This is a genomic window from Cellvibrio fontiphilus (genome assembly GCF_042646205.1).
Taxonomy (GTDB): Bacteria; Pseudomonadota; Gammaproteobacteria; order Pseudomonadales; family Cellvibrionaceae; genus Cellvibrio; species Cellvibrio fontiphilus_A.
In genome coordinates this window covers 86,596-98,308 of sequence record NZ_JBHRTF010000016.1, presented here as the reverse complement: position 1 = coordinate 98,308, position 11,713 = coordinate 86,596, and the positions used below count along the sequence as shown (strand labels likewise).

Annotated in this window: 12 protein-coding genes; 4 read left to right on the top strand and 8 right to left on the bottom strand. The window is 46.2% G+C overall.

Annotated elements, in window-relative coordinates:
* Window positions 1-267: 267 nt before the first annotated feature.
* On the top strand, window positions 268-1,353 hold the full coding sequence (locus ACFODX_RS17230) for a beta-N-acetylglucosaminidase domain-containing protein (protein WP_378121441.1): 1,086 nt from the start codon (window positions 268-270) through the stop codon (window positions 1,351-1,353).
* Here the strand turns inward: ACFODX_RS17230 and ACFODX_RS17225 are convergent, their stop codons facing one another.
* The gene (locus ACFODX_RS17225) at window positions 1,354-2,019 is read right to left on the bottom strand and encodes an alpha/beta hydrolase (RefSeq protein ID WP_378121439.1); all 666 of its coding nucleotides are present in this window, start codon (window positions 2,017-2,019) and stop codon (window positions 1,354-1,356) included. It lies immediately after the preceding gene.
* Window positions 2,020-2,195: 176 nt separating this feature from the next.
* Between ACFODX_RS17225 and ppnN the strand changes: the two genes are divergently transcribed.
* Entirely contained in the window at window positions 2,196-3,608 is a 1,413-nt protein-coding gene (gene ppnN / locus ACFODX_RS17220; RefSeq protein WP_378121437.1) for a nucleotide 5'-monophosphate nucleosidase PpnN, read from the top strand.
* A gap of 304 nt (window positions 3,609-3,912) precedes the next feature.
* Here ppnN and tadA read toward each other — a convergent pair whose 3' ends face one another.
* Genes tadA through pdxH form a run of 5 tightly spaced genes read right to left on the bottom strand, consistent with a single transcriptional unit; the run spans window position 3,913 to window position 7,567 of the window.
* Window positions 3,913-4,437, bottom strand: coding sequence for a tRNA adenosine(34) deaminase TadA (gene tadA / locus ACFODX_RS17215; protein ID WP_378121435.1), 525 nt, complete (start codon window positions 4,435-4,437; stop codon window positions 3,913-3,915).
* Window positions 4,434-4,703 carry a DUF1653 domain-containing protein gene (locus ACFODX_RS17210; protein WP_378121433.1) on the bottom strand — a complete coding sequence of 90 codons (270 nt, stop codon included), beginning with the start codon at window positions 4,701-4,703 and terminating at the stop codon, window positions 4,434-4,436. Before ACFODX_RS17210 ends, tadA begins: the two co-directional genes overlap by 4 nt.
* A 25-nt stretch (window positions 4,704-4,728) precedes the next feature.
* Window positions 4,729-5,940, bottom strand: a complete 1,212-nt coding sequence (locus ACFODX_RS17205; RefSeq protein ID WP_378121431.1) for a CaiB/BaiF CoA transferase family protein — start codon at window positions 5,938-5,940, stop codon at window positions 4,729-4,731.
* On the bottom strand, window positions 5,933-6,916 hold the full coding sequence (locus ACFODX_RS17200; protein ID WP_378121525.1) for an NAD(P)H-quinone oxidoreductase: 984 nt from the start codon (window positions 6,914-6,916) through the stop codon (window positions 5,933-5,935). The genes ACFODX_RS17205 and ACFODX_RS17200 overlap by 8 nt, the downstream gene beginning before the upstream one ends.
* A 6-nt stretch (window positions 6,917-6,922) precedes the next feature.
* Window positions 6,923-7,567, bottom strand: a complete 645-nt coding sequence (pdxH, locus tag ACFODX_RS17195; protein WP_378121429.1) for a pyridoxamine 5'-phosphate oxidase — start codon at window positions 7,565-7,567, stop codon at window positions 6,923-6,925.
* A 235-nt stretch (window positions 7,568-7,802) separates the two neighbouring features.
* Here pdxH and mobA point away from each other — a divergent pair, with 235 nt between their 5' ends.
* Both mobA and ACFODX_RS17185 read left to right on the top strand, forming a co-directional pair.
* Window positions 7,803-8,426, top strand: coding sequence for a molybdenum cofactor guanylyltransferase MobA (gene mobA, locus ACFODX_RS17190; RefSeq protein WP_378121427.1), 624 nt, complete (start codon window positions 7,803-7,805; stop codon window positions 8,424-8,426).
* Between the two features lie 68 nt (window positions 8,427-8,494).
* Window positions 8,495-8,866, top strand: a complete 372-nt coding sequence (locus ACFODX_RS17185) for a VanZ family protein (RefSeq protein ID WP_378121425.1) — start codon at window positions 8,495-8,497, stop codon at window positions 8,864-8,866.
* 8 nt (window positions 8,867-8,874) lie between these two features.
* On the opposite strand, the gene ACFODX_RS17180 is transcribed toward ACFODX_RS17185, so the two are convergent.
* On the bottom strand, window positions 8,875-9,864 hold the full coding sequence (locus ACFODX_RS17180; RefSeq protein WP_378121423.1) for an alpha/beta hydrolase fold domain-containing protein: 990 nt from the start codon (window positions 9,862-9,864) through the stop codon (window positions 8,875-8,877).
* A gap of 182 nt (window positions 9,865-10,046) precedes the next feature.
* Window positions 10,047-11,639: a dihydrolipoyllysine-residue acetyltransferase gene (aceF, locus tag ACFODX_RS17175; protein WP_378121421.1), complete on the bottom strand. Its 1,593-nt coding sequence runs from the start codon at window positions 11,637-11,639 to the stop codon at window positions 10,047-10,049.
* Between the last annotated feature and the right edge of the window lie 74 nt (window positions 11,640-11,713).

The following is an 11,713-nucleotide window of genomic DNA, read 5'->3' as shown; positions in this document are numbered from 1 at the left end:
TAATTGCGCTAAATCCCTGCAAAAACCCGCCAAAATTGCCCAACTCGAAAAGGCCGCTATCATAGGCAGATGACCATGGAGTGTCAATTAACGCCAATCCCAGTAGAGCGCATTAAAAAGCACTCCCTTTTAAAAAAAGTGGGAAACTCTCAACAACAACCAAGTGCGCGAGAAACACCTAAAAAGAAGCAGCAAATATTTCCATAATTAAAAGATTAACCGCTCATTTACAACCAGCAATAAATATCAGCCGCGGAGTTACCAACCATGCTTACGGATAAAAAATATTCAACACCTCTGGGTATCATCGAAGGTTTTTTTGGCCGCGAATGGACATGGAGCGAGCGCGAAACTTACGCCGAATTTCTTGCTGATCAGGGTTATGATTTTTATATCTATGCACCAAAAAGTGACAAACACTTACGGCGCATCTGGCAAGAAGATTGGCCAGCAACAACCAAAGAAAAAATATCCAAACTGCGGGGCGTTTATGCGGATGAGCACATCAACTTTGGCATAGGGCTTAGTCCGCATGAAATTTATCTGGGCAATCAAACCCACCAACGCGAACAATTAAAACAGCGCATCAAGCAAATCAATCACCTGCAACCCGATATTCTTTGCATATTATTTGATGATATGCGCGGTGATATTCCCAGCCTAGCGGACATCCAAATTGATATCGTACATGAAGCCGCAGAGCTGAGCTGCGCCAAACGAATTATTTTTTGCCCCACTTATTACAGCTTTGATCCGGTGCTTGAGAAAGTATTTGGCACCATGCCTGATAATTATTGGCAAACTTTCTCCCGTAAGTTAGATAAAAATATCGATATATTTTGGACCGGAGAAAAGGTGTGCTCTAACGCCTACAGCCATGAACATTTATCAGAAGTTGAAATGCTAATAGGTAGAAAACCTTTTCTTTGGGATAATTATCCGGTGAATGACGGCGCCGTAAAATCCAATTTATTGCAGCTTCGAGCATTCAATAAAGCACACAGCCAGCTAGAGGGAAAACTATCTGGTCACGCTGTCAACCCAATGAACCAAGCGTGGCTTTCACGCATTCCATTGGCAAGTTTGCCCCTTGCCTATTCTCAGCAAGCTCTTTACTCACCGGACAACATCTTCCCGCACATAATCAAAGAACTGTGCGGGGACGCGTTTTCACAATGTTTAGCGGAAGATATAAACACACTGCAAGATAAGGGTTTAAAAAACCTTAACCATATAGAACAGCAATACTTGCGCACGCGCTACAGCCAATTTGGCGACAACCCCTATGCTCAGGAAATTATCAATTGGCTAGATGGTGTTTATACCTTTGATCCCGCCTGTCTAACAGAATAATTATTGTTTAAAAATGCGCTGAATCCATTGAGAAATCGACTCAATCTGTTCAGCGCACAAGCTGTGATCTATCGCATAAGACTCATACTCAGGCTTACAACCATTATCACTCAAGAAGCGAAAAGCACGCTGTCCTAATACCTCAGGGACTATATGATCCTGAAGCCCATGCTGAATCAATATCGGTGTTAATTGGTTGGCTGGATTGATTTCAAGACTAGCTTGACCTGCCAAATAACTGGACATAACCAATAGACCCGCCAAAGGTTTATCGAGGCTCAAACCAGCTTGGTATGCCACAGCCCCACCCTGTGAAAATCCGGCCAGTAAAACTCGCTGCGGTGGAATACCACGCGCTATTTCCCGCTCTATCAGCGCTTGTATTTTTTTGGCACTGGCAAGCAGTTGCGGCAAATCTATTTTGCGCTCCAAATTCATTTCCAGAATGTCATACCAAGCGGGCATTAAGTAGCCACCATTTACCGTTACGGGCAACTCGGGCGCATGAGGAAATAAAAAACGAATCGCAAGATGATCCGGCAAATTCAACTCTGATATAACAGGCACAAAATCGTGACCATCGGCACCTAAGCCATGCAACCAAATTACACTTGCAGTAACTGGAGTCTTACCAGTCTCAATTTCCACACAGGATAAATATTCCATCTGCCCCTCACTCAACCACAAGAAGATCAAAAAACACACAAAAAATGCCAAATCAGCAGACAAGGCCCCAAGAAAGTACACTCCCGAGAAATTAGCACTACACTAGGGATAACAAAATAAAATTACCGCTGTCCATATGATGGCAAACAAACGCATCACCGATGCTAAGGAACACTATGAGCAATCTGAACCCAAATCAACCCATTCTCACCGAACCCGGTGTTTATAAAACGGTAGACGCACTTATTTCACCCATCGACCAACTGAACGCGCTCTCCAAAATAGAAGCCGCGAAACTCTTGGACTCCAGTCAAAGCGGACTTTATAAATTATTCCGCAGCTGCTCTCTTGCCGTACTAAATACAGGTAATGACTTGGATGACGGCAAAGAATTGCTGGAACGGTATAAAGATTTTGATATCAGTATTGTGCAGCAAGAAAGGGGAATAAAACTCGCGGTTAAAAATGCGCCGGCCAATGCTTTTGTAGACGACAAAATGATTCGCGGTATTAGCGAACATTTGTTTACCGTTTTGCGCGATGTGATTTACACCAATGATGAAATTAAAGGTAATCCGAAATTTAATTTAAACAGTTCCGAGGGCATTACCGATGCGGTATTCCATATGCTGCGCAACGCCAATTTGTTGCAGCCAGGTCTAGACCCCAACCTGGTGGTCTGCTGGGGTGGGCACTCAATTAATCGCGTTGAATATGAATACACCAAAGAAGTTGGCTATCAACTCGGTCTGCGTAGTCTTGATATTTGCACCGGCTGCGGGCCAGGAGCCATGAAGGGCCCAATGAAGGGAGCAACGATTGGCCACGCTAAACAGCGCATCAATAATGGTCGCTACATTGGCATCACTGAGCCGGGCATTATCGCTGCTGAAGCACCTAACCCAATCGTTAATCAGTTAGCCATTATGCCGGACATTGAAAAACGCCTTGAGGCATTTGTGCGTCTGGGTCACGGCATTATTGTATTCCCGGGCGGCGCAGGAACCACCGAGGAAATTCTTTATATTCTGGGCATACTTTTGCATCCAGATAATAAGGAAATCCCCTTCCCTTTGGTATTCACCGGGCCAGAAAGCTCGGCAGATTATTTTGCCCATATCGATAGTTTTATTGGCAACACTCTGGGTGCTGAAGCGCAATCCCATTACAAAATTATTGTGAATGATTCCGAAGCAGTGGCAAGAGAAATGAGAGAGGGAATCAAAAAAGTCAGGGAATTCCGCAAGCAGAGTGATGATGCTTATTACTTTAATTGGCAGCTGCGGATCAGCCCTGACTTACAGCAACCCTTTATCCCTACCCATGAGAACATGCGCAATCTGGAGCTTCACAAAAACCAACCAGTTAATCAGCTAGCGGCCAATTTACGCCGTGCCTTCTCGGGCATAGTGGCAGGCAACGTGAAAGAAGAAGGCATTTGTGCGATTGAAGAGTTTGGCCACTTCGAGTTACACGGCGATCCAGAAATCATGCATCCCATAGATGAGCTATTGGCCTCCTTTGCACGTGATAACCGGATGAAATTACCCGGTAGGGAATATGTACCCTGCTATAAAGTTATTAAATAAGCCCCAAATAGATATTAAAGTTATACAGTGTAGTCAATGTCTCACAAGAGATAGCGTCTTTGGCGACTATTCTACTCGCCAGCCTGCCAGCATAATGAGCACATCAAGGAAGTAGACAATGATGTGATCTGGCCAAGAAAGGTCAATGGATGCGCCCACCTGTTAGGGACGCGATGTCAGGAGACATCAAGGGATTGCGCTAGCGCAGGAGGAAAGGCGGTCAGGGAATCGAAGGGAATGTCGAGCATATTGACTACTTCTACTAAGGGATAGTATCTGTAAGGGGCCGCATAGCGGCCCCTTCTTATTTCAGGCGCTGTTCTTTCTCTTGTCGTTTTTGCTGACGACGCAACGCAAAAAAATGACTCAGTTGATGCTGACATTCCCGCGCCATAACACCACTGCTGTAACTCACTCGATGATTGAAGTAATTGTTATCCAATAATTGTGACTTACTGACTACAGCTCCCGCCTTCGGCTCGGAAGTACCAAAAACCAATCTCGATATACGTGCGTGCACCAAAGCACCAACGCACATGGTACAAGGCTCCAAGGTGACATAAATACTCGCACCAACCAATCGATAGTTTTGTAATCGTTGCGCCGCCTGACGCAAAGCAACAATTTCAGCATGAGCTGTTGGATCATGACTGGTAATTGGCTGATTAAATCCCTCACCCACAACCTGTCCATCGCAAACAATAACGGCACCTACTGGCACTTCGCCCAATTGTTCACCTTGTGCGGCAAGCGCAAACGCACGGCTCATCCAATATTCATCCTGCGCTAACAGCGAATCGCTATTGTCGCGCTCATCTAAAGAAGTCACGATTGCTGATAATCCAGATGCGGTGCTAAAAACATCGCCATTTCATTTTCATTTGGCTCACGTAAAAAACGAAAGCGCGGAATAGTCTCACCTGCAAATTCTATAGACTCAGTAAACATTTCCAAAGGGCGAACCCACCAGGAATAATCACCATATAAACAGCGATAAAAAACTACAGGTTCACGTGTTTCACTGTGATGCGCAACTTGGAACACAAAATAATCTTTGCCTTTGTAATGACGATACAAACCGGATGGTAATGACATACTTTTATCCTTTTTTAGAAATTCATCAGATAACACCCGATGCTTTTAGATGTTCGATTTGTTCGGGAGTAAAATTCAGCACGTCTTGCAAAATATCCAGGGTATGACTGCCGATATCACCACCAGGCCAATTGGTTACACCCGGTGTTTGCGATAACTTTGGCGCAATCGCTGGCAACTGCAAAGGTTTTCCATTTATTTCCACCTGCTCAAACATTCCGCGTGCGACAAAATGTGGATCGGCAAGCATATCTTTTACGCTATAAATGGGGCCGGCAGGTACGCGCGCCTGTTCCAGAAGCTGCAAAATTTCATCTGCATCTTTGCTCATACACCAGGCAGCCAACGCGTTATCTATTTCCAGCTCATGCTGTACTCGTCCGGCGTTGTTCGCCATGCGTGGATCAGCTGCCATTTCAGGATGCCCGGCCACCTGCATTAATCGTTGAAAAATTGAATCACCATTACCGCCAATAACGACATACTTTCCATTTTTACAGCGATATGTATTGGTAGGAACAATCCCAGTAACCGTTGTACCCGATGGTTCACGCACAACACCAGCACCCGAAAATTCCGGAACCACGGCCTCCATTAAATTAAACATGGATTCATAGAGCGCAACATCCACGATTTGCCCCGCGCCACTGTTATTGCGTTGCAACAACGCAAGTGCAACACCCAATGCCGCATGAATCCCAGAGATGGTGTCTCCAATACTTAAATTGGGGCGAACCGGCGCTTGATTAGGAAAACCATTGACATAACGGAATCCACTTATTCCTTCACAGACCGATGCAAAACCTGGCTTGCTGGCGTAGGGGCCTGTTTGTCCGTAGCCCGATATACGCGCATAAATCAAACCGGGATTGCTGATTTTAAAAACTTCAGGTCCAAGCCCCCAGGACTCCATAACACCAGGCCGAAAATTCTCTATAACTACATCAGCATGCTCAATTAACTGTCGAGCAATGTCTTGCCCTTCCGGTTTTTTTAAATCCAGAGTAATGCTTTTTTTATTTCGTCCAATGCTGCGCCACCAAAAAGAAGTTCCGTTTTCCAATACACGCCAATTACGAATTGCGTCCCCTTCGGGCGGTTCAATTTTAATGATCTCCGCACCAAAATATCCCAGCATACAACCAGCGAATGGCCCTGCAATTAATTGCCCTACCTCAATCACTCGTACACCATCCAGTGGTCGCTGTTTAGATAGATGGCTTTCTGAGCTATTCATGATTTAAATCCAGAATAATTTTACCTACATGTTGATTGGACTCCATGTGACGATGCGCGGCGGCAACTTCATGCAATGGAAATACTGAATCGATGATTGGTGTAATGATTTTGCTGTTGAGGAGCGGCCAAATTTTTTCCATCAATTCGCTTGCAATCACAGCCTTCGCTGAAGACGATTGCGCGCGCAAGGTGGAGCCTGTGAGCGTCAGTCGCTTTAACATCAAGGGCATAAAATCGACGATCACCTTGCTACCATTTAAAAAAGCGATGTTAACTATGCGACCATCTTTTGATGCGGCTGAAAAATTACGCTGGATGTAATCACCACCTACCATATCCAAAATGACCTGAGCACCTTTTCCCTGGGTTATTTTTTTCACTTCAGCGACAAAATCCTGCGTGCGATAGTTTATTGCCTCTGCTCCACAATGCTTTATGGCACTGCATTTTTCCGATGTTCCTGCAGTGGCGATCACCGACGCGCCCAAGGCCTTGGCAATTTGAATCGCTGCAACACCAATTCCGCTAGCGCCACCGTGTACCAACAGGGTTTCCCCCGGCTGCAATTGTGCGCGTTGGAACAGGTTGTGCCACACAGTAAAAAAAGTTTCCGGCAAAGCAGCTGCTTGCACAAAAGAAAAATCAGTTGGCACAGGCAGGCATTGAGCTGCAGGTGCAAGCGAGTATTCCGCGTAACCTCCACCATTGACCAGAGCGCAGACTTTATCCCCCACCTGCCAATTGAAAACGCTTTTGCCACAGGCCGCAATTTCGCCTGCCACTTCAAGCCCCAGCAGAGGAGATGCATCATCCGGCGGAGGGTACAAACCCTGACGCTGTAAAATATCCGGTCGGTTAACACCTGCAGCACAAACTTTGATTAACACCTGGTCAGCAGCTGGAACAGGAATAGGCATTTCTTTTAAATGTAAAACATCAGCATCGCCCGCGGCTGTTGCATGTACATAACGCATTAACACTCAAGGCTCCAGACGAGTGATGGTCCAAGTGCCATCCTCTTGCAAACTGTACTGGAAGCGGTCATGCAACCTATGCGGCCCGCCTTGCCAAAATTCAATTTGATGAGGCTTAACCCGGAACCCGCCCCAGAAGTCCGGCAGTGGAATTTCCCCTTTGGAAAACTTATTTTTCATCGCTTCAAATTGCTGCATAAGCAAGGCGCGTGAAGAAATCGGCCGACTTTGCTGCGATGCCCAAGCACCCAACTGACTTTCACGCGGACGGGAAATAAAGTACTTGAACACCTCCCCCTTAGTTAAGGGTTCAGCTATGCCGCACACTTTTACCTGACGTTCTAGGAAATACCACGGGAAATGCAAACTCACTTTAGGGTTTTGATTCAATTCTTGTGCTTTGCGACTGTTAAGATTGGTGTAAAACACAAAGCCTCTATCATCCAGGTGCTTCAACAACACAATACGCTGTGAAGGTTGGCCACTGGGATCTACTGTTGCTACGGTCATGGCATTGGGGTCAGGAATACCCGATTTAATGGTCTGTTCCATCCACTGTCTGAATTGCTCCAGCGGGTTTTCTGCCAGATCGGTGCGATGCAGCCCAGCCTGAGTGTATTCACGTCGGAAATCATCGAGTTTAAGTTCCATAACAGCTCCTTCAAAGCAATTGGGTAGGCATACTACTTGTCACATGGGGAAAAGCAATTTACCTCATACACAATTTTCAGCGGTTTAAAAGGTTAGGTTTTGGTTCTTAGAGCAAAAGTCATGGAGATGATCAAGGTCTCCAGCTACACTAATACATAAGCTACAACGATGATTAATGCGCCACAACCAATTCTCAGGGCGCAATCCCAGGCAAGAACCCAAAGCAGTAAAACTTATGAGCAATATCGATCCGGTAGTGGGAGTCATTCTGGCAGGAGGTCTGGCGCGACGCATGGGCGGTGGCGACAAATGCCTACTTCCGCTTGCGGGGAAAACCTTGTTACAACGCACACTTGATCGTGCTCAACCCCAAGTCCAAAAACTGATTCTTAGTGCTAACGGCAATAGCTTGCGTTTTGCGCGCACACGCCTGCCAGTAGTTGCTGATATTTACACCAATAATCGTGGGCCACTGGCTGGGATTCATGCCGCCTTGGAGTGGATGCAGAACAATACCCCTAATACACAGTGGTTAATGAGTTTTGCGTCTGACACCCCATTCTTTCCTTCAGACCTGGTAGAAAAGCTTTTGAATGCGGCAACCACTAAGGATAAATTCCTTGCAGTTGCCAGCTCTCTGGAGCGCAGGCATCCGACTTTTGCACTCTGGCACATTTCTTTGAAAGACGCTCTTGCGCAGCAATTATCGCAGGAACAAGTTCCTCGCCTTCAAGATTGGATTGAAGCTCAACATACCGTAGAAGTTAACTTTGGTGCAGCTGATTACGATCCTTTTTTCAACATCAATACCCCACAGGATTTATACGCCGCCGAACCTATGGTCCCTTTAGTCAAATAGCCGCTTCAATTCCTGCAACTGAAAAACCTGTTATTCTCTGGCGCTGTTGAATGTGGCAGGTACAAACTATGGCATGGCGTGTTTTGTGTGTAATCCAATTTTGTTTTCTTTTGGTTATCTACACTTATCTGGGCTTAACGCCTCATCCAGAAAAATCAGTTCCCGTCTTCAATGATTTATTAATGCATTTTGCGGGCTACGCTGTCGCAGCAATATCCATTAGTTTCGCTCGCCCTCGCTGGCCCTATTGGCAACAAGCACTGTTGTTAGTGCTTTACTCAATTGCGATTGAAATTGCCCAACACTTCAATCCACCGCGCACCTTTAGCGGCGCTGACATAATCGCCAACGCCACGGGAGTGATTGTAGGCCTCTGCCTAGTTGTTGCCGGCAAAAAGTATTGTCCATGGTTCCGGCATTTACTTTTTTGGAAAAACTGACAAACAAACTATTTCGTCCAGGAAAATTGCTGCAGTAAAAATTCATGAATAATCACAACAGAAGGCTTTAACCAAGGATCAAACAACCAAAAGGAGTGAGGTGAATCCGGAATCTGCGAAACCTGATAAGGAACTCCCATAGGCCGCATTTTTTCTATCATTTCTTTATGCCCGAGACTGAATCGTGGCTGGGCACTGATTAAAAATAATATTGGCGGCGTATCTTTATCGACATAAAAAATAGGCGATGCCTCACGCCACAAATCTTGTTTTTCAGCGTAACGTCCGCCAAACCAAGCGCCCGCTGCCGATGGATTTTTACGCGGATCATCTTCATAAAAACGTGCAGCTTCCGAAGTGAAATCAGAGAGCCCGTCAATATTAATAATCGCCTGTACATCACTGGAAACCGCTGAGCGTTTCATTTGCGGATCAAACTTTTCCAATCCTTTTGTTACGCCGGCCAAACTCGCGATTTGACCACCGGCAGAGCCGCCCGCCACTGCAATCTGATTTGGATTGACACCATATTTTTTTGAATTTTTCCGCAACCAGCGAATAGCGGCTTTTACATCATGAATGGCTGCAGGATATTGCACTTCATCCGACAAACGATAAGTGATAGTGGCAGCAACATAACCGCGTTCCGCAAGCCCAATGGCCATAGGTGTAAAATTGGTGCGATAACCCGAGCGCCAACCACCGCCATGAACCAACACAATGCCAGACACAGAACTCGCTGCTGGTCGTTTAGGTAAATATAAATCCAGTTGCAGTGCACGCTTGCCATAACGCTGGTAGGTAATATTTTTTATCTCCATTACCGATTCAGGGACCGAACTGCTGGCAATACCAATGAATGGATAATCGCCAACGAGTTTTTGATAGGTAGTTTCAGGGGTATAGGTATTAGATGGGTCATTAACCTGGGTAATAGTTTGACAACCAACTAGTGACATCAGGCAGGCTACAAAAATAATTCTATCGATTAGGTTCATTGTTATATCGCTCATACAAAGAAATGAAGTGACCGAACAAAACCAAATAGCCGAATTAACAACAAAGAGGAGTGATGAAACAAGCGAGGGATATTTATCTTTTTTGTCTCGCTAGACCAAATTGTAAAAATAAAAGGGTCAGCATTTGCTGACCCTCTGTGTTACTCATTTACTGCACTGGATTACAACAACAGGCGACGCAAATCACCAATCACGGATACCAGATAAGTCATAAAACGACCGGCATCCGCACCGTTAACAGCGCGGTGATCGTAGGACAACGACAGTGGCAACATATTGCGTGGAATGAATTCTTTGCCATTCCAAACAGGTTTCATTTGCGCACGTGACACGCCCAAAATACCCACTTCAGTTGGTGCGGAAACCATTGGGGTAAAGCCATTACCGCCCATAGCGCCCAAGCTGGAAATGGTAAAACAACCACCCTGCATTTCAGCTGGGGTCAGTTTGCCATCGCGCGCTTTTTTGGCGAGCACGTTGATCTCGTCGGCCAATTCGAACAAGCCTTTTTTGTCTGCATTGCGTACCACAGGAACCAGCAAGCCATTCGGTGTATCCACAGCGATACCAATGTGGACGAACTTTTTATGCACAATGCTCTCACCGTCCTGGTGCATGGATACATTGAATGAAGGTTCAGCCACCAACGCAGCAGCCACGGCTTTTACGATAAAGGGCAGTGGAGTCAATTTGCTGCCGCGCTTTTCCGCCTCGGCTTTCATGCTGTTACGGAAAGCTTCCAGGTCGGTAATATCAGCATCGTCAAATTGGGTGATACGCGGAACATTCAACCAGCTGCGCGTCATAGCTTCGGCAGTCAATTTCTTGATTTTGCTCATTTTGACGATTTCAATTTCGCCAAACTTGGAATAATCAATCACCGGTAATGCAGGTATACCAGAGCCACCAAACGATGCACCGGATTGAGCGGCTTGTACAATAGGTTTTACATAGCCGCGAATGTCATCTTTTAACAAACGTCCACGTGGGCCAGTACCAGAGACTTTGCCCATATCCACACCCAATTGACGCGCCAATTTACGCACCGCAGGGCCTGCGTAAACGTCACCCGTTTGCTCTACTTCTGCGGCTGGTGCTGGAGCAGGTTTGGCTGCTTCTGTTTTGGGGGCAGGTGCCGGAGCAGTGGCAGCAACAGGTGCAGCTTCAGATTTGGCTGGCGCAGGTGCTGAACCACCGGCTGTTGCCAATACACCAATCAGTGCACCTTGCGATACTTTGTCACCCACTTTTACGGCTAAGCTAAGAATCTTGCCGGCAGCTTCCGCTGGAATTTCCATTGAAGCCTTATCGGTTTCCAGAACGATGAGTGAATCACCAGCGGCAACCTCATCACCCTCTTTTACCGAAATCTCGATAACTTCTACACCCTCTGCACCGCCGATATCTGGAACCAGCATTTGCACTTCAGCAGTGCTAGCAGCAGGAGCTGCTGCCGGAGCGGGGGCTGCCGCTTGTGGTGCTGCAGCTTGCGGCGCAGGAGCAGCTTCGCTTGCACCCTCGGTTTCTACTTCGAGTAATAAGCTGTCTTGGGAAACTTTATCGCCAAGATTCACTTTAATAGCGACAACCTTGCCTGCTTTATCGGCCGGGATCTCCATTGAAGCCTTGTCGGTTTCAAGCACGACAATTGAATCACCTTCGGCGATAACATCACCCACTTTTACGGAGATTTCAATTACTTCAACGCCTTCGGCGCCGCCAATATCAGGCACTTTAATAGTTTGAATTGCCACTGTAGTTCCTCACTAATCGGTTATTTCTACATTTGATAAATGTTTTTGACGAGTACAAACAACATCGCCCTCTT

What these genes read in the sequence shown, in the direction of transcription:
- ACFODX_RS17230 (WP_378121441.1), top strand. Translation starts at nt 268, where the DNA reads ATGCTTACGGATAAAAAATATTCAACACCTCTGGGTATCATCGAAGGT.
- ACFODX_RS17225 (WP_378121439.1), bottom strand. Translation starts at nt 2,019, where the DNA reads ATGGAATATTTATCCTGTGTGGAAATTGAGACTGGTAAGACTCCAGTT.
- ppnN (WP_378121437.1), top strand. Translation starts at nt 2,196, where the DNA reads ATGAGCAATCTGAACCCAAATCAACCCATTCTCACCGAACCCGGTGTT.
- ACFODX_RS17210 (WP_378121433.1), bottom strand. Translation starts at nt 4,703, where the DNA reads ATGTCATTACCATCCGGTTTGTATCGTCATTACAAAGGCAAAGATTAT.
- ACFODX_RS17205 (WP_378121431.1), bottom strand. Translation starts at nt 5,940, where the DNA reads ATGAATAGCTCAGAAAGCCATCTATCTAAACAGCGACCACTGGATGGT.
- ACFODX_RS17200 (WP_378121525.1), bottom strand. Translation starts at nt 6,916, where the DNA reads ATGCGTTATGTACATGCAACAGCCGCGGGCGATGCTGATGTTTTACAT.
- pdxH (WP_378121429.1), bottom strand. Translation starts at nt 7,567, where the DNA reads ATGGAACTTAAACTCGATGATTTCCGACGTGAATACACTCAGGCTGGG.
- mobA (WP_378121427.1), top strand. Translation starts at nt 7,803, where the DNA reads ATGAGCAATATCGATCCGGTAGTGGGAGTCATTCTGGCAGGAGGTCTG.
- ACFODX_RS17185 (WP_378121425.1), top strand. Translation starts at nt 8,495, where the DNA reads ATGGCATGGCGTGTTTTGTGTGTAATCCAATTTTGTTTTCTTTTGGTT.
- ACFODX_RS17180 (WP_378121423.1), bottom strand. Translation starts at nt 9,864, where the DNA reads ATGAACCTAATCGATAGAATTATTTTTGTAGCCTGCCTGATGTCACTA.